The 18164-nt window shown below is 64.7% G+C and carries 12 protein-coding genes; 9 read left to right on the plus strand and 3 right to left on the minus strand.

Annotation, left to right across the window (positions count from 1 at the left end):
- Nucleotides 1–136 precede the first annotated feature (136 nt).
- Nucleotides 137–991 (plus strand): prepilin-type N-terminal cleavage/methylation domain-containing protein, encoded by an 855-nt coding sequence (locus IPV69_RS11925; RefSeq protein ID WP_206295335.1) that lies wholly within the window; start codon nt 137–139, stop codon nt 989–991.
- 40 nt (nt 992–1031) lie between these two features.
- Here the strand turns inward: IPV69_RS11925 and IPV69_RS11930 are convergent, their stop codons facing one another.
- Nucleotides 1032–2732, minus strand: coding sequence for an SdrD B-like domain-containing protein (locus IPV69_RS11930; protein WP_206295336.1), 1701 nt, complete (start codon nt 2730–2732; stop codon nt 1032–1034).
- A 280-nt stretch (nt 2733–3012) separates the two neighbouring features.
- On the opposite strand from IPV69_RS11930, the gene IPV69_RS11935 reads away from it, so the two are divergent.
- From IPV69_RS11935 to IPV69_RS11955, 5 genes are all read left to right on the plus strand, one after another.
- On the plus strand, nt 3013–3831 hold the full coding sequence (locus tag IPV69_RS11935) for an ABC transporter ATP-binding protein (protein ID WP_206295337.1): 819 nt from the start codon (nt 3013–3015) through the stop codon (nt 3829–3831).
- 79 nt (nt 3832–3910) lie between these two features.
- On the plus strand, nt 3911–6856 hold the full coding sequence (locus IPV69_RS11940) for an FtsX-like permease family protein (RefSeq protein ID WP_206295338.1): 2946 nt from the start codon (nt 3911–3913) through the stop codon (nt 6854–6856).
- A 265-nt stretch (nt 6857–7121) separates the two neighbouring features.
- Nucleotides 7122–7901: an endonuclease/exonuclease/phosphatase family protein gene (locus tag IPV69_RS11945; protein ID WP_206295339.1), complete on the plus strand. Its 780-nt coding sequence runs from the start codon at nt 7122–7124 to the stop codon at nt 7899–7901.
- Complete coding sequence (locus IPV69_RS11950; protein ID WP_206295340.1) at nt 7901–9781, plus strand: ArnT family glycosyltransferase; 1881 nt, start codon at nt 7901–7903, stop codon at nt 9779–9781. Before IPV69_RS11945 ends, IPV69_RS11950 begins: the two co-directional genes overlap by 1 nt.
- Before the next feature lie 94 nt (nt 9782–9875).
- Nucleotides 9876–11255 (plus strand): right-handed parallel beta-helix repeat-containing protein, encoded by a 1380-nt coding sequence (locus IPV69_RS11955; RefSeq protein ID WP_206295341.1) that lies wholly within the window; start codon nt 9876–9878, stop codon nt 11253–11255.
- Nucleotides 11256–11257: 2 nt separating this feature from the next.
- On the opposite strand, the gene IPV69_RS11960 is transcribed toward IPV69_RS11955, so the two are convergent.
- A complete protein-coding gene (locus IPV69_RS11960; RefSeq protein ID WP_206295342.1) occupies nt 11258–12160 on the minus strand; it encodes a sensor histidine kinase in 903 nt (300 codons plus the stop codon).
- A gap of 253 nt (nt 12161–12413) precedes the next feature.
- Between IPV69_RS11960 and IPV69_RS11965 the strand changes: the two genes are divergently transcribed.
- Nucleotides 12414–13874, plus strand: a complete 1461-nt coding sequence (locus IPV69_RS11965) for a PQQ-binding-like beta-propeller repeat protein (RefSeq protein WP_206295343.1) — start codon at nt 12414–12416, stop codon at nt 13872–13874.
- A gap of 51 nt (nt 13875–13925) precedes the next feature.
- On the opposite strand, the gene IPV69_RS11970 is transcribed toward IPV69_RS11965, so the two are convergent.
- Entirely contained in the window at nt 13926–14528 is a 603-nt protein-coding gene (locus IPV69_RS11970) for a hypothetical protein (RefSeq protein WP_206295344.1), read from the minus strand.
- Between the two features lie 296 nt (nt 14529–14824).
- On the opposite strand from IPV69_RS11970, the gene IPV69_RS11975 reads away from it, so the two are divergent.
- Both IPV69_RS11975 and IPV69_RS11980 read left to right on the plus strand, forming a co-directional pair.
- Nucleotides 14825–16798, plus strand: coding sequence for an alpha/beta hydrolase family protein (locus tag IPV69_RS11975; RefSeq protein WP_206295345.1), 1974 nt, complete (start codon nt 14825–14827; stop codon nt 16796–16798).
- Nucleotides 16799–17006: 208 nt separating this feature from the next.
- Nucleotides 17007–18044, plus strand: a complete 1038-nt coding sequence (locus IPV69_RS11980; protein WP_206295346.1) for a hypothetical protein — start codon at nt 17007–17009, stop codon at nt 18042–18044.
- The last annotated feature ends 120 nt before the right edge of the window (nt 18045–18164 follow it).

The raw sequence follows: 18164 nt of genomic DNA on the forward strand, positions 1-18164 counted from the left end.
CTGCCTCGGTGTCTCACCTAGACAACGCGGGCCTTCGCCGGACGTAGCGAATAATTGACCGACGCCGAATGCATGTCTGTACCGAGATTGGGTTCTGCGCACTTGTGTGCCCAGCGCTTTGTTGAAGGAGCCTTGGATGCTTCCGCCCCGCCGTCAACGTCAGCCGGTTTCTGCCGGCTTTACCCTGGTCGAGCTCCTGGTGGTGATCGGCATTATCGCACTGCTGATCAGCATTCTGTTGCCCTCGCTTTCGCGGGCAAACGCGATGGCGCGTCAGACCAAATGCCTGGCAACCCTCCGGCAACTCGGTGCGGCCAATGCGTTGTACATGGCCGAGTTCAAGGACTGGAACATGCCCGTCCGCTGGGGATGGTCGCCCACGGTTCCACCCACCAATCCGCCGGCCATCGCGGCGAGCGGGCCGTCGCGGAGCTGGGCCAACCTCTGGACGCTGGGTAAGTTTTTCGGTTCCAAGAACTACGAGAACGCACGCCACCCGCGCGACGCAATGTGCCCGGACGCGACCAATTCGTTCATCTATTCCAATGCCAGCGATGCCAGCGGCTTCTTCATCACCCTCAGCTACGGCGCCAACACGCAGCAGCTGAACCAGGGGTACCCGCAGGTGGCCGACCACCTTGCCGGCAACACCGGTCCCCCGCACTACCTTTCGGGATGGAAGCAGCGGGGCGTCGTCAGCGGGGCCGACAAGATCCAGTACGTTGATGCCATCGGCAGCGTGAACGCCGGCGGATCGCCGCCCTACACCACGCGTTATTTTCTTCCGGGATGGGGCGAGATCTACGTACCGGCCGATTCGACGGGCGCGAACGGCAAATCCAACATCCTCGCCTATCGGCATAACAAGGGTGCCAATGTGCTCTACTTCGACGGGCACTGCTCGTGGGAACCCGCAAGCCGCCTGACGGTGGACCCCGCCGACCCCAACACCAATGCCAACAAGCGGCAGTGGGAACCGCGGACCAAGTAAGCCGCGCGGCGTTGTTCGCCGCCCGATACTTCCCGCCTGATTACGCGACCGTCACGCCGAACATGTTGCCCGACGACTCGCTCGCCGGCGCGCTCACATCCACCGTCAGCAGTCCGGACGTCGTGGCCACGAACTTCGGCGAGACGACCAGTCGGAGTGAATAGATACCCGCCGCCAGCCCGGTGAATCGGAAGTCGCCGAACTTGTTGATCTTCGCGACGCGCTCGTCGGCCTGTCGAACGCCGTCCCCGTTCAGATCGATGAATACTTTCGCCTTGCGGAACGGTAGTTCGCCCTCATCGCGAACGCCGTTGGCGTTGGCATCGGTGAAGACTGTGCCACCGACGACGACCGACTGCGTCAGCCCGAACGCCGCGACCTTCGGGGGTTTCTGGCTGGCGACACCGACGTCGCGGGTTGTTCCGCCGGCCGATGTCACTTTCCAATCCGAAGTACCGGCGAGCACCACCTGATAGAAGCCGGGGTCGAGGTCGCCGAAGGCAATGACGCCGTCCTCACCTGTCGTCACCGCGACTTCATCCTGTTGTCGGACCGCGTCGCCGTTGGCGTCGAGGAACGCCAGTTGTCCTGCCAGGCCCGGCTCCCTGCGCTGGTGTTTGCCGTCGCCGTTGACATCGTTCCAGACCGAGGTCGTGATCTGTCCACGCGCCGGTGGCGGCGGAGGGGGAGGAGGCACGGTCGGGGGAGAGGGCGGCGGCGACCTAGGCGGCGATACGGGTGGAGACACGGGTGGAGACACGGGTGGCGACACCGGCGGAGAAACAGGCGGAGAGACCGGCGGCGATGTGGGGGGCGAAACAGGCGGCGACACAGGCGGCGACACCGGTGGCGATACCGGCGGGGATACCGGCGGTGATACACCGGGTCGGAAATCCTGCTTCACATTGATCGACCCGACCACGACCCCCGAAAACTGCACCGGCGACGACAACTCGCCACCACTGGCCGTGACCGTGTACGTTCCGGCCGGCACCTGCAGCGAGTACCCGCCGCTGGCCCACGTCGTCGCCGTGTATGTTCCGCCACCGCTGCCGACGGCGGTGATCGTCACGCTGCCAAGCCCTTCGCCGGGCGTATAGAAGCTGTCGGCGGTGACGCTGTCGTCGAATGCGATGCCGGTCAGAAAGCTGTTGCCGGACTTGTAGCCGAAGTCCTGCGTGCTCATCAGCGCGTTGTAGGTGTTGTAGACGCCGGTCGCGATGCCGATGCCCGCTTCCTTGAAGCTGGCGTTCATCAGGTTGGTGCGATGGCCACGACCCTCGATGCCGGCATCGACGAACAGGTCCTGGTGCTCGGCGGCGGTGGTGGAAGTTGGCGGCGGCGTGCTCGGCTTCTGGCCTCGGTAGGCGATGTTCTCGCCCCAGCCGAACGAGTTCGCCACGCCATACCCCGCCGACGCCATCCGCCCGCCGGGGTTCGATCCGCCTGCGCCGGTGTGACTGAAGACGTCGTTATCGATCATCCACTGGCTGTGCTGGCGGGCACCATCAATGATGTACGGGTTGAACGCCAACGGCTGCTTGGCGGCGGTGGAGATTGTTCCCGGCGAGAGACCTTCGTTGAGGTCGATGCCGTACCGCGCCGCCTCGGCCAACGGATTGGCCCGTGCGCGGTTGACCAGTTCGAGCATGTATTGCTCGTAGTCGCTCGGTGCGACGGCCGACATGAGCAGCCGGCCTTCCAGCGCTTCCCAGCGACAAAGAACCCGTCGTGCACCCATCGATGAAGTCTCCAACGATTGATCCAAGTAGCCGCCGGGGAACTATTGGCAGCCACCTTGTAACATCGCTCGCGACGGCCACCAGGTTAAGTCAAACCTCGCATCGAAACGTCTGATATGCAAATGAGCCGCGAACGGATGCGTCCGGCACGCAACTGCCTGCTGTCAATAGATTCGGTGCGCCGGTAGCGGTTGTGACGCCTCTGCGGCCGGGCTATAGTCAGGGACTTGTCAGCGCCGGCTGTGAACGCGGCGTTTTCCCGATCGCCCGACTGGTGCGATGTTTACGTTTTCGCGAGGGAGCACACCGGCGGTGGAGCCGAACGAAGCCAACTCATCTCCTCTGGTCATCAAAGACGCCGTCAAACGCTTCCGCCAGGGAGACCGCGAAGTCCGCGCTCTCGACGGCGTCAGCCTTGAGGTGCGATCCGGCACGTTCCTGGCCGTCATGGGTGCCAGCGGCTCGGGCAAGAGCACGCTATTGCACCTGATGGCCGGCCTGACCACCGCCGACGAGGGCCAGGTGCTGGTCAACGGGCAGGACATCGGAAAGCTCGACGACAAGAAGCTGACGCTCTTCCGCCGACACCAGATCGGGCTCGTCTTTCAATCCTTCAACCTGATCCCGACGCTGTCGGCCGAGGAGAACATCCTTCTGCCGCTGATGCTGGACGGCAAGGCATTTGCCAACCGCAAGGGCAACGGCGCATCGAACGGCCACGACAGCCGGGTGGAAGACCTGCTCCGAACGCTCGGCCTCGACAAGCGTCGCGGACACCGCCCCGACGCCATGAGCGGCGGCGAGCAGCAGCGCGTCGCGATCGGCCGGGCGCTGGTGACCGATCCGGCGGTGATCCTTGCCGACGAGCCCACCGGCAATCTCGACAGCGTCAACAGCCGAAGTGTGTGCGAGTTGCTCCGCGACCTCAGCGTCAGGCAAGGCCGCACCATCGTGATGGTGACCCACGAGCCGACGGTCGCCGCGTATGCCAGCGAAGTAGCCGTCTTGAAGGACGGCAAACTCGTCAGCCGATTCAACACCGACCCCGACCACGGTGCCGAGAAACTGGCGGCGCGGTATCAGGAGAGTATCCGGTAGGCGCGGGAAGTCGGGAGTGCGTCCTCGATCCGCGCCGATTCGCGGCCTTACTGCTGACTCCCGACTTCCTCCTCTACCCATGTTCCTTCGCAAACTCGTCATCTCCAATCTAGCCAACCGCCGGGTGCGCGTCGCGCTGACGGTGGCGGCGGTAGCGCTGTCGGTGAGCCTGGTGGTGTCCGTGACCAGCGGCTACGCCTCGGTGGTCGCGGCGCTCAACAAGTACATCGACAAGTACGTCGGCTCGATCGATGCCCAGGTGTCGCGCACCAATGACCCCCGCGGCGGGGTCAACGCGAAGATCATTGAAGCGCTTCGTGCAGACCCGCGCGTCAAGCGTGCCGAAGGCCGCGTCGAAGTTGTCGTGCCACTGCTCGATGCTGAAGGCAAATCCCTCGACTCGCGCATGGCGACGATCATCGGTGTCGACCGGCCGGCCGACACCCGCATCGAAAACCTCCGCTTCCACGCCGGCGAATTCTTCAACGTCAACGACGCGCCGGTCATCGTCATCGATCAGGCACTGGCCGAACAGCAGAAGCTGAAGATCGGCGACACCATCGGCCTTGCCGGGCAGCGCAAGGTGATGCTCAAGATCGTCGGCGTCGTCCACAAACCCGAGGTCATGGCCCAGCACATGCAGACGGCGTACGTGCCGCTCAAGGTGCTGCAGCGCTACCAGGCGTGGGACGGAACCACCGCCGACGGCGAATTGGTCAACCGCGTATCGATCGAACTCAACCGCGACGCCAACCCCCGCGCCTTCGAGCAGCAGTGGAAAGACAAGCTCGTCACGCTCGACCCGGCCGCCAAGATCCGCCTCGTCCGCGACGTCCGTGAGGAGATGAACCGCAACATGGTCGCTGTGGAGCTGATGAGCTACCTCGGCGGCGCGGTGTCGATGCTGGCGGCGATGTTCATCGTCTTCTCGGCGCTGTCGATGGGCGTCAGCGAACGCCAGCGCACCCTCGCGATGCTGCGGGCCGTCGGCGCGACGCGCGGCCAGATCGCCCAGCTCGTGGTGTTCGAAGGGATCATCCTCGCCGGCAGCGGGGCGCTGATCGGTGCGCCGCTCGGCTGGCTCTGGATCAAGATTCTGTCCCTCCTGTTCGACGACGTCTTCAGCGCCGGCGTGGTGATCAACGCCGGCGGCTTACTGCTGGGCGTCGGCGGGTCGATCGTCGCGGCGCTGGCCGCGAGCCTGCTCCCGGCCTGGCAGGCGACGCGCGTCAGCCCCTTGGAAGCGATGAGCCCGCTCGCCGCCGCTCCCAGCGCTCGCACACCGGTGCTCGCCGCCGTGGTCGGGACGCTGCTGGTCGCGATCGACCCGTTCCTGTTCTTCGGGCCCGTCGATCGCCTGGTCGCGTTGTTCGGCCCTGAAGACCTCGCGTCGGCGTCGCTGAATGTAAAGCTGGTGCTGCACTTTCTCCTGGGCCTGCCGGGGATCATGCTCGGGTTCTTTCTGCTGGCGCCCGTGCTGATCAAATGCGTGGAAACCGTCCTGAGCCCGGTCGTTGCGGCGGTGCTGCGGCTTCGGCCTTCACTGGTGCGACAACAGCTCAGCTCCGGCCTGTGGCGCGCCGCCGGCACCGCCGCAGCGCTGATGGTCGGCCTAGCCGTGCTGGTGGTGATGCAGATCCAGGGCAACAGCGCCCTCAAGGGCTGGCGGCTGCCGACGAAGTTCCCGGACATCTTTATCGTTTCCCCGCCCGGCTCATCGCTCGCCGGTATGTTCGGCGCCAAGACGCCGCCCAGTGGCGTCGAGATCGATCAGGCCAAAACGCTGGAGGAGATCCCCGGCATCCGCCAGAAGGAAATCATGCCGATCGCGATCGCCTCCCCGCAGTTCGGGCATGGCGTCGGCAGCGTACTGATGACGGCGATGAACCCCGAGGCGACGATGTTCTTCGGCATCGATCCCGCCAAGGCGTTCACGATGATGGAACTGGAGTTCCGCGAGGGCAACGACACTGATGCCCGCAAGTACCTCGAAGCCGGCGAGGCCGTCTGGCTGAAAAAGGACCAGACGCTGGTGCCGCTGTCCGAGCTGTCGCAGCCGCGCGCGGACGGCAAACCGACGCCCATGAAAGGCGTGACGCTCACCGCCGGCCAGTACGCCGTCCAAGGCATGGTCACCCGCACCGCCGCCGGCGACTACGTGGTCGACGCGCCCGGCCGCGGCCGGGTATCGATCCCCGCCGCAGCGGTCGATCGCGTCGAGCACGGCCGATTCCTGATCGTCACCAACGAGTTCAAGGAACTCAAAGGCTCCGGCGTTGGTGACGTCTTTGCCCTGCGCCGTGCCGACGGCAAGCCTGCCAACTACACCATCATCGGCGTCGTCTGGTCGCCGGGGATCGACGTCATCGTCTCGGTGTTCGACATGGGCCGGCAGTTCGACCAGCGGACCGCCAACAGCGTCTTCGGCAGCGTTCGCGACGCGAAGGAAGACTTCGGCGTCGAGCGCATCTACCTCTTCGCCGCCAACCTCGAATGGGGTGTTCCCCGCGACGAACTGGTGAAGCTGATCAACAAAAAGCTCCGCACCGAAGGCATGAAGGCCGGCGACGTCCGTGAGATCAAGGAAAAGATCGTCAAGGCGTTCGACCGCCTATTGCTGCTGGCAAGCACCGTCGCGTTCGCCGCGCTCGCCGTGGCGTCGCTGGGTGTGACCAACACCGTGATGGCCGGCATCCGTACCCGCCGCTGGCAGTTCGGCGTACTCCGCAGCATCGGCGTGACCCGAGGCCAGCTCCTGCGGCTGGTACTCGCCGAAGCGGTCCTGCTGGGCATCGTCGCCTCGATTCTTGGCGTCGCCGCGGGCAGCGTCATGGCGGTTGACGCCCACATGCTCCAGGTCCTGGTCATCGGCTATAACCCGCCGCTTGCCGTGCCGTGGGGTATCATCAGCCTTGGCATCGGCGTGGTTTTGGCGATCGCGCTGGGCGCGAGCATCTGGCCGGCGATCAACGTGGCAAGATCGTCGCCGCTGTCGCTCCTGCAGGCCGGACGCGCGGCGTCGTAGACGATGCGACAGACATCTCCGACAATCAAAGCCCGATCCCGGCGGGATCCCGAGAGCGACGATGAGGCCGACGAAATCGCCGCACCGAGTCCGAGCACCGAGTCCGAGTACCGCGCTCGACTAAAACGCAAGGTCATCTGTATTGAGCGATCATCCCATACAACCGCTCGAAGGCTCTTCCAGTAGCGCCTCCTCCGCACCAACTCGGCAACATTCGTCGGGCTATGTTGGTGTTCTTTCCCGTCGAATTCGCCAGACCTGGCCCTTGCTGATCCTGGTATTGCTGTTTGTGATCAGCGACGGGTGGCAGCGCCGCTCGACCGGCGGCGAGACGGGCACTGGCCTGCAAGGCGATGCCCCCGCCGTTGCCTCCCGTCGCTTTCGCGTCGGCGTGTTCAATATCCAGGGCGGTGTCGGCAAGTCCGATGACGCGATCAACCGGATCGGCCAGGCCCTGCTCGCGACCGACGTCGCCGGCCTGGTGGAAGTGCGTGCCAACGCCTGGAGCTTTGGTGGCCGTGACCAGGCGCGCCAGATCGCCGAGTCGTTGCAGCGCGGCTGGATCTTCGCCCCCGCCGAGCGCCGCTTCTGGGCCCCCGCCGGGGGCAACGGATTGGTCTCTCGTTTCCCGGTCGGCCGATGGACACGCCTTCCCCTGCCCGAGGCGTTCGACCCCGGCTCGCAGCGCAACATACTCCTGGTTGACCTGCCCATCGGCGATCGCGCGGTGCGGGTGATGGTGACCCACGTCGATCGCGGCGATGCCCACGATCGGCAGTTGCACGCCGTCACCCAGCTGTTCGAGTCGGTGGCCGGCCCGGCGGTGCTGCTCGGTGACCTCAACGCGGGCCCCTCCGATCCGCTCGTCCAGTCGCTGCTTCGGACCGGGGCAGAGGATGTCATCGGCCGGGCGACCGCCGGCAGCAAAGGTCGGGTGGACTGGATCATCACCAAGGGTCTGAAGACCGTGACCTCCGGGCATTCCAGTGACCCGGCGTTGTCCGACCATCACTTCTTCTGGGCCGACCTGGAGTTGCTGCCCTGATGCCGCCGTCGCTCGGTTTTCGCACCTTCGCCGACCCACCCGACGACGATCCGTCGCGGCCCGGGCGCGACGTCGCACCCGGCGGCCTGCCACGCCAACTCGATCCGTCGGCCGAACCGGCCCGGCTGTCGCGGCTATCAACGCTGCTGGTGGTTGCGTTCGCGGCGCTGCTGATGTTGCCGGCCCTCGACGGCTCGTTCAGGGTGCTGACGCTCCACGAAGTCTTCGCCGCCCAGACCGCCCGTGAAATGTTCCAGACCGGGGACTGGATCATCCCGCACTTCGCCGGCGTGCCGCGTCTGAATAAGCCCGCCGGCATGTACTGGCTCATCGCCGGGTTCATGTCGGTCTTCCAGAGCAAGGCCGAGTGGGTCGTCCGGCTTCCGTCGGCGATCGCGGGCATTCTGACGGCGGTGATGGTCGCCCGCCTCGCGGCCCGCTGGCTGGGCGAGTTCACCGGCCTGGTTGCCGGCCTGATGCAGGCGAGCTTTCTGTACGTCGCGATGCAGGCCCGCCTGGCCGAAGCGGACATGCCGCAGTGCGCCGCCGTCACGCTGGCGATGACGGCGTTCGCGACCGCGATCGTCAACCGCCCCGGTACCGCCGGCGAGCCGTCACGCCGCCGCTGGCTCTGGCTCGCGTTTCTCTTCGGCTTGGGTACGGGGCTGGCGGTGCTGTTCAAGGGCGTCGGGATCACGTTCATCGTGGCCGGCTGCCTGCTCTGGATCGTCCTGAGCCGCCGATGGCGCGCCCTCGGATTCATGTTCCACCCCGTGTCGCTGGTGCCCATGATTCTGGTCGCCGGCGCCTGGCCTCTGGCGGCATGGATGCGCGACCCGAAGATCCTCGACGTCTGGTACTTCGAAACGTTCAGGCGCGCCGGCGGCGCGATCCCCGACAACGACCCTTGGCACATCTACCTCTGGTCGGTGCCGCTCCTGCTGCTGCCGTGGCTACCGTTTGCGATTCGCGGCTTGGTCCACTGGGTGAAAAGTGACCGCGCCGCGAGGAAGATACTTCAAGCAGCGCGAACGCCGGTGTCTGAGCGTACCCGCGAAGACCCGGATCCTTTCCGCAGCGGCGCGGAGCATCCGTTGTCTCGCCCGACTCTCATCGCCCGCGCCGGTCTTTCGAACCGCGTCACGTTCCTTCTCGCCTGGTTCGCCGGCGGCATGGCGATCCTGCTGGTCAGCCTGGCCCGCCACAAGCATTACGCGATCCCGATGCTTCCGCCGATCACGCTGCTGGCGGCATTGGGGTTCACCAACTGGCTGCAGACGTCACGACGACCGTCGCAAAAGGCGGCACGGCGGATGGCCGGCGTCGCGGTTGCCACCGGCGCGATCGCGGTTGCGGCGATCCTTTGGAAGATGCCCAAGGCCGCGCTGCAGACCGCCGCGATCGCCGGGCTCATCGCGATCGCCGTCGCCGCCGCGACCCTCTTCCACGCCGCCCGCCAATTGCGCCGAACCACGATCGCCTGCGTCGCGGGTGCCGCGGTCGGCGTGCTTGGTGCCCAGGCGTTCGTCATCCCGGCGTTCGACGACTACAAAGCCCAGACCGCCGTCGCCCGCGAGGCCGACCGCCTGACGCCGCCGGGCGAGCCCGTCTACCTCATCGCCCTGGGTCAGTCCCAGGCGGCGTACTACATCGATCATCCGCTGAAGCGCATTGATGCCCGCGATCCCGACAAGATCGCCGCCGCCCTGACCGCTTTCCAAACCGATCAGCGCGAGCGGTACGTGCTGTGTCCCCGATCGCTCACTTCAAAGCTCACGACCTGGGGTCAGCCGCAGATCCTGGCGGAGGTGGATCATCTGCGAAAAACGGAGACGGACGGGATCGTGTTCGTGCGGCTGATCCGAGACCGATTGCCGTAGGTTTCGACGTGCCGAAACCCGGCAACGCACCACCCGGACACGAACGCTTCAGCCCGCTCCGAACATTCTGCAATGCGGCGACTATGACGAATGCATGAACGCCAGATACCCTTTGAAACAGCTCTACGTTGCACTCGCCGCGGTACTACTTGGCCAGTGCCCTGCACTGGCCGCCGAGCCGGTAAAGATCACCGACGCCGCCTCCATTCAGAAGGCGATCGACGCACGGCCGGGCGAGATCATCGACGTTCCCGCCGGCACGTATGAAATCGATACGCCGATCGTGATCACCAGTGACGGGTCCGGCCTATCGGGCTCGGGGCGTATCGTGCAGACGAACCCCAAGGCGCCGATCCTGAGAATCTCAAACGCCAAAGATGTTCGCATTCGGGACCTGACGTTGACGCGTTCGCCGGACAGGCCGGGTTCCACGTCCGCCCTCATGGCGGGCGGTTGCGACAACCTCTCGATTGAAGGCGTGCGCGTGCTGGACAACCGGGCACCGGCCGGCGCGATCAACCTCGATCGATGCATCGGGCCGCGCGTGATGAATTGCGACGTGATCAACTACGCCCGAATCAGCATCGACGACCGCACCGCGAGCCTGGACTGGGGTTACGCGTTCAACTGCATCGACGGCACCGGCATCCAGATCACCTATTCGAAACAGGTACTCGTGCAGGGAAATCGCGTGATCGAGCGGGAGATGGTCCCGACACCCGAACTCAAGGAAAAGTACGCGCTCGGAAAGTTCGTGAAAAAGAACCCTCAGAAAGGGCTTCTGCCCAGTCAAGCCACGTGGGATCGAGAGTCCGTAGACAACTGGCACCAGGGGTCGGCGATCATCGCGACGGGTCCCGAGGTCAGTGACGATGTTCAGATCATCGCCAACCGCATCGAAAACGCCGGCCAGGGAATCGACCTGCATTGCGACCACGCGATCGTCGCCAACAACGTGGTACGGAACGCGGCCGTCGGTATGAAAGCGATGCACGGCTCGCGGAACACGCTCATCACCGGGAACCAGTTCATTAGCAGCGATCTCTGGGCGATCGGGCTGATGCCCGGCGCCGGCTCGCACCCGGCAAAACCGCCGGGCCCGGACGGCAAGCCGGTCGCTCAGAACGTCGACGGCGGATCGATCATCGCCAACAACATCATCTCCGAGTTCGGCTACGGCAATGCGAACTGGCTATGGGGGCACGAAAGGTCGCCCATCATCCTGGAGAGAGGCCAGAAGGACGAGAACCCGCCACTGCGAGACGTCGTGGTACAGGGGAATGTGGTCTACGATTCCGGGCGCGACGATCTGAAGCCCGACGGCACAAGAGCCGAGCCGCCTCGCTTCCGTTGGGCCTTCGTCGTGCAGGAGGATGTCGGCCAGCGTATTGGCCCGAAAAACGTTCGCCTGATGAACAACATCTTCCACCCTGGCGCACAGGGTGTTTCCAACATCAAGGATCTCCTCCCGTGAGGTCAGGTTCGCGTCGAGCCGGCAGCCGAACCCTCGGTGTCGGCAGCCGGAGCCGCCGCTGGCAGCCAAAGGTTAAAAGTCGTCCCCTTGCCCGGTGACGACTCGACTTCAATCCGCCCCTTATGCTGGGCGACAATCTCCCGACAGATCGCCAGCCCCAGACCCGATCCCTTGGCCTCGCCGCGCTTGGCGGTTCCCTTGGTGGTGAAGAATGGCTCGAAGATCTTCGACTGCAGCTTCTCCGGGATGCCCGGGCCGTTGTCGATCACCTGGATCTTCAGTTCGTCCTCGTCGATCGCGGCCGCCTTGATCGTGATCGCGCCGTTTCGGCTGTGGCCCATCAGCGCGTGCCGCGCGTTGATCAGCAGGTTCAGCAACACCTGTTCGATCTGCACCGGGTCACACATCACACACAACCCTGGCTGCACCTGTACGCGCAGCGCAATGCCGTCTTTCTGCGGGTCGCGGGCCAGGACCGACAGCGCCTCGTCCACCAGTTGCTGCACCGGCACCGGCCCGGAGGTCGATTCGCCACGAGCCAGCGCCAGCATGGATGCGCAAATCTTCCCCGCCTTGGTCGCCGACTGAAACGACTTGGCCAATGCCTTGCGGATCAGCGGCATGTCCGGCTTGTCGCTTTCGGCGCTGGTCAGGGCGAACTGGGCGTAGCTGACGATCGGCGTCAGGATATTGTTGAACTCGTGAGCGATGACGGAAGAGATCGTCCCAATGGTGGCCAGCCGCTGGCTTTCGGTCAGTTGCTCGCGGACGGCCGAGAGTTGCTGCTGAAGGACATCCAGGTGGTGCAGCGGGTCGGCGGCCATGGAGCGCAGGACATCCGCCTGCCCTTCGGCGTTGGGGTCGGGCGGGCCGGGGGGCGAACCAAAACGGTCATCGGGGGGCATGGTCACGTCTTTGGTGTATCGGTCCGGGCGACGACGATGCTGCAAAAGCGACCGAACTCCGAATACGTGTGTTTGAACAACGATCTTATTGGACCCGTAGCGCCCTCGGTTTTGACTCCGGGACCATCATGGACGCGCACTGACGCGCTGACCATTCGCACGGCGATTCTTCCGCATCGCGGGAAGAGGAACCGCCGGCCCGGCAACCAATCGGGTGGTTCGGGTGCCCGCATCCACTTATGGAGACCTCGTGATGCTTCGATCTTCCCTCGGCCGACTTTGTTCCTCCGCTGCCATTGCCGGCGGCGTTCTGGCGATTCCGTGCGGGTTTCTTTTGGCGGCCGATGGGAACTGGCCTCAGTGGCGCGGGCCGCAGGCGACGGGTGCGGTTGCCGAGGCGTCGCCGCCGACGACCTGGGGCGAGGGGAAGAACGTCAAGTGGAAGGTCGCCTTGCCCGGCGAGGGATCGTCAACGCCGATCGTCTGGGATAACAAGTTGTTCCTGCTGGCGGCGGTCTCGACCGGCAAGGCCGGTCAGCCTGTCGCCGGGGCGGGTCCTGCGGCTCAGCCCGCTGGCGAACAGCCGCCTCCCCGCCCTGCTCCCGGTCCGGGTGGACCGGGCGGGCCACCGGGACGACGGCCTGGGGGTCGGCCCGGCGGCTTTGGTGGTCCGGGCGGTGGTGGCGGTTTTGGCGGTGGTGCGGCCCCCACCCAGGCCTACCAGTTCGCCGTCCTCTGCCTCGACCGCGTCACCGGCAAAACCCTCTGGCAGAAGAACGTCGCCGAGGTCGTCCCGCACGAAGGCCATCACCGCGATAACAACTTTGCCTCCTACTCCCCCGTCACCGACGGCAAAGTGCTGATCGCGTTCTTCGGCTCGCGCGGGCTCCACTGCCTCGATCTCGACGGCAACATCAAGTGGTCGAAGGAACTCGGCAAGATGCAGACCCGCAACAGCTTCGGCGAAGGGGGTTCGCCGGCGCTTTACGGCAACACCGTCGTCGTGCAGTGGGACCATGAAGGCCAGGACGACTTTATCGCCGCGTTCGATAAGGACACCGGCAAGGAACTCTGGCGTGCCCCCCGCAACGAAGCCACCGGCTGGTCCACGCCGCTCATCGTCGAACACGAAGGCAAGCCGCAGGTCATCACCGCCAACACCAGCAAGGTCATCTCGTACGACCTGGCGACCGGGAAGCAGATCTGGGAAGTCGGCCCGCTGACGGCGAACGTGATCCCGTCGCCGGTCTACGCCAACGGCATGCTCTACGTAATGAGCGGCTTCCGCGGGGCGGAATGCTTCGCGATCAAGCTCGGCAAGACCGGCAATCTCACCGGCACCGACGCGATCGTCTGGCAGCACCGCAAGGGCACGCCTTACGTGCCATCGCCGCTGCTGTATCGCGACCGGCTCTATTTCTTCTCGGGGAACAACGCGGTGCTGTCGGCGCTGGACGCCAAGACCGGCAAGCCGCTGATCGACAGCGAACGGCTGGAAGAGATGCAGAACGTCTACGCGTCGCCGGTCGGGGCCGGCGACTATGTCTACCTCACCGCCCGCAACGGCGTCACGCAGGTGATCAAGGCGACCAGCGACAAGCTGGAGGTCGTCGCCACGAACCGCCTAGAAGAAGGCATCGACGCCTCGCCGGCGGTGGTGGGCAAGACGATGTACCTGCGGGGGACGAAGTCGCTGTATTGCATTGGGGAGTGAGGGAGCGGGCGATCAGGAGTTCAGCAATCCGCGCCCCCCGGTGAACGCCATTTAGACGGTGTCCATGAACCGCCGGAGCAGTGTTTCGGCTTCGCCAACGGTGGCTTGTTTCAATGTTTCAATCAGCTCCGGACCGCCACCAAGGCATTTCACCTCCGATATCAAACGTCCGCGCCAGACCGGCCAGCCATATATGTCCAAGAATCGAGTTAACGAGATCAACGAGCTGACTGCCTCAATTTCGTTCCACGCGTCAAGGTAGCAACGTAGAAGTTCTTCTGATAGTGACTTCACGTCGCCTTCGTCGGGCGTCATAACCACCCAAAGTCCAAAGGAGAGGGTCGCAAGCCTGAACCACGGCATATGCAGACCGGTCCGAATCAGCTTGATCTGATTCTGAGCGCAGGTGTTCATATCGCGTGTGCAGACTTCGAAGATTCCGTCCAGTACCGCCGCGAGCAGCACGTCCCCCGGTTGGTGGATGGGGCTATTCGTCAAGAGAAAGCGGCTTGTCGGGCCGGGTTGCAACATCGGCACGGTCGACATTGCTTCGTCCCAGCTACCGCATTTCAGCACCTGCGATGCCAGCCGCTTCATGCTGCGCACGGCAGAGGGATACGTCGATTGCAGAGCAACTGGGAACTCAATGCTCATGGTACGATTTCCCCGAAAGTGCCAGCCCGACGTCGCTGCGTTCACGGTCGCGTGACCGGGGGTCGATGCCTGATCACTTCGCTCAGTGTATCGGTCGGGGTCGAGGCGTCGTATTCGTATCGATCGCCCAAGACTGTATATCGCCGGAGTCGCGACGGCGACGCCTGAACTATTCCTTGGCGGCCTGGCGACTTGGCGTTCATCTCCTCCGATGTCGGCTGGCGATTGCCACATCACCAGACGTGGTAGACTCCTCCGGCGGTCTTCCACGTTTACTCCCCTGGCACCGGTCGATCATGAAACCCAATCCCACGCTCGCGTTCGCACTCCTGCTGCTCGCGCCGCTAGCCGTGCTGCACGGCGCTGATGTCCCTCAGTCCGTTAAGGAACTCTGGGCCGACTTTGACCCGCGGAAGGATCCGCTGGAGCCCGAGGTTCTCAAGGAGTGGGAGCAGGACGGCGTGGTCTGCCGGATCGTTCGGTACCAGGTGGGCACCTTCAAAGGTGCGCCATCGAAGGTCGCCGCGTTCTACGCCTTTGCCAAAGGGGGCGGCAAACGCCCTGCGATCCTCGACATCCATGGCGGCGGGCAGTCGGCTTCGCTCAGCACGGTCGTGACCTGCGCCCAGCGCGGGTATGTGGGCATGTCGATCAATTGGGGCGGCAACAAGATGAGCCTTGGCCGGGATACCTGGGGCGGGCCGCAGACCGACTGGGACAAGCTCGACGCCACGCATCCGCCGCAGCGGAACCCGTCAAACCACTTCGCCGGCCCGCTGACGCCCGACGACTACACGCTGGATGCCGTCGAATCGCCACGGAACAGCAACTGGTTCCTGGTGCTGATGGCGGCCCGTCGGGCGGTGACATTTCTGGAGCAGCAACCGGAGACCGACCCCGCCCGCATCGGGGCTCGCGGGCATTCGATGGGCGGCAAGCTCACCACGAACCTGGCCGGCATCGATCATCGCATCAAGGCGGCGGTCCCGTCGTGTGGCGGGTCGGGCGACATCGCCGAAACCCAGGCCGATCTGCCCGGCACCAGCCGAACCAAGAGCTCGGCGATGGAGCTGGCCTGCATCTCGGACAACGCGTACATCCCGCTGATTGCCTGCCCGGTGCTCTGGCTCTCGCCGACGAACGACTTCCACGCCCATATCGACAACATGGCCTGGAACTGGCGCGACGTGCCCGACAGCCGCGTGCGCTTCAGCATTTCCCCGCACCTGAATCACCGTCACACCGACGAACACGCGATCACCGAATATCTGTGGTTCGAAGAGCACCTGAAGGGCGCATCGTTCCGAATGCCGCAAACGCCGGGGATCGTGCTGGATCTCAAGACCACCGACGGCGTGCCACGAATCACCGTGACGCCTGACGATGCCAGGCCCGTCCGGCGGGTGGACGTCTACTACAGCATCGATCCGCACGCCCTGACGCGCTTCTGGCGCGACGCACGAGCCGTCAAAGCCGGCGCGCAATGGAAGGCCAGCGCGCCGGTGATGAGCCTGGACCGGCCGATCTTCGCCTATGCCAACGTGGTGTACGAGACGCCGGCCGAGTATCGAGCCTCGCCGCAGGCTGCCGGCCGCGACAACTCCGACACGCTTGCGATCAGTTCCCGCGTGCTATCGGTCGCCCCGGCGGGTTTGCAATCGGCGGGCGTGAAGGCCACCGACACGCGCGAAAGGCTCATCGACGACGGCACCCGCGGCTGGCACGACTGGTACCTGCTCAACTGGGGGCATGCCCCGCTCTGGACCGCGACCACCCGCAAGCTCAAAGACCCCAAATGGCGTGGCCCCGACGGCGCGACACTGCACTTTGACATCCAGTGCCAGACCGACAACACGCTCGTCGTAACGTTCAACTGCAACGCGTGGGGCGCGTTCATACCCGGCAAGCCCGCGGTCGATTACACCGTCGTCAAGTCGCTCAAAGCCTCGCGGGACTGGCAGACCGTATCCGTCAGCCTCGGCGAGCTGACCAGCACCGACCCCAAACAGCCGGCACCGCTCGCATCCTGGCAGTCGGTGACAGAGTTCACCATCAGCCCCAGCGGCACGGCGATGCGGGACGGGCAGAAGGTAAAGATCGACGGCAAACCCTGGCAGGGGCCGCGAAACATCCGCAACCTCCGCTGGGAAGGCGGTACGTACGCCCCGCCAGCGAGCACGGACGGCGCACTGCGTTCGGAAGACTTCCAGAAGAACTTCAACGACGCGATTCGCAAATCACTGGAGCAGGAGAAGCTGGACCGGAAGTGATTTCCCTGCCGCCGCGAACGCTCGGCGGACCGAACGTGATGCGTCGGATACTGAGCCGCGAAGTTCTTCTACAGCATCCGTAGTCGACGGTGGCAGAGGTCGGCCCTTCGGGTAACATGTGCCCGTCCTTTGAGGGGTGTGGATATCGCGTCGACGGTTCTTCGCCAGCCAGGTCATTCGACGCCTTTGCGACAGGGAGGAACTTCACGTGCAGACGATCAACCGTACCGATCAGGAGCGGGTGTTGCTCGCGAGACTAGCCGCCGCTGCGGGCCGTGCGATCACTATGGCCAGCCTTGCGCCGGTCAAGCCGACGAAGGCATTCCAGTCAGCTAAGCTCGGGGATCGGTCTGCCGTTATCGCCCTATTGGATGACTTGGTCGGTCGAAGGCTGGTGTCCGAGGAGAAGACCGGTCGCACCGCCAAGTATGGGATTACAGATGCCGGGTCATCATACCTGAGCTCGCTTCCCGTTCCAGCCGAGACAACAGCGAGGCGTGCGGGCCGGAGGTCAAAGTCTGACTCGGCACCCATCATCGAGAATCCGAACCTCGTTCCGTTTCAACGTGCGTTCCTGCTATTGCAGTTGCTGTCTGCCCCCGATCGAACGTTGACCGAAGGTCAGGCCAACAAGCTGCCGCTGGTGGCAAAAGAAGACCTGGAGTTGACCGGTCCGCTGGCGAGCCAACTCCGGCGGAAACTCACAGCGCATGGCTATCTGCAGGAACGCAAAGAAGGACGCAGTCTGTTCGTCACGATCACCGAACGGGGGCTTGCATACCTCGCCACGCTCGAGCATCACCCGGCTGGGAAGTTCACCATGACCGGGGAGGCTTTGAACTCTCTGCTCGCGGCAAGAGGCAAACGGCCCGCAGAACAGCAAGGCGACACTTCCGGCGACGATCGGCATGCGCGCCGCGATGGCGGCTCGGGTGTGCCATCGAACCTGGGGGCGGCCGCATTCGAAGTCTTCCGCGAATTGGCCCGCGAGCGATTCAGCCGTGACGGGATGGTACCCATCTTTGAGGTGCGGCGGGAGATGGCCGGCAGGTATGGGCCGGCCGCCGCCCGCCACGACACGCTGGACGGGCCGCTGCTGGAGCTGTGGAGAAACGGCAAGATCCGCCTGGTGTCCATCAGTGACACGCGAGGCGCGTCCGCGTCAGAGTTGGAAGAGTCGATCACAGACGCCTACGAAACCTTGTTCTACATGGAGGACGCCGATGGCCACTCCGGCACTCGCTGATTCATCATCATCCCCCGGTGTGTCCACAGCCTTCGCCGTCCGGTCGGAAGTTGCTTCCAAGGCGTCAAGAACCAGCAATCCGTTTGGAGAGGACCGGCTCAACGAGTCAGGCGATTTCCG

Source organism: Humisphaera borealis (assembly GCF_015169395.1).
Taxonomy (GTDB): domain Bacteria; phylum Planctomycetota; class Phycisphaerae; order Tepidisphaerales; family Tepidisphaeraceae; genus Humisphaera; species Humisphaera borealis.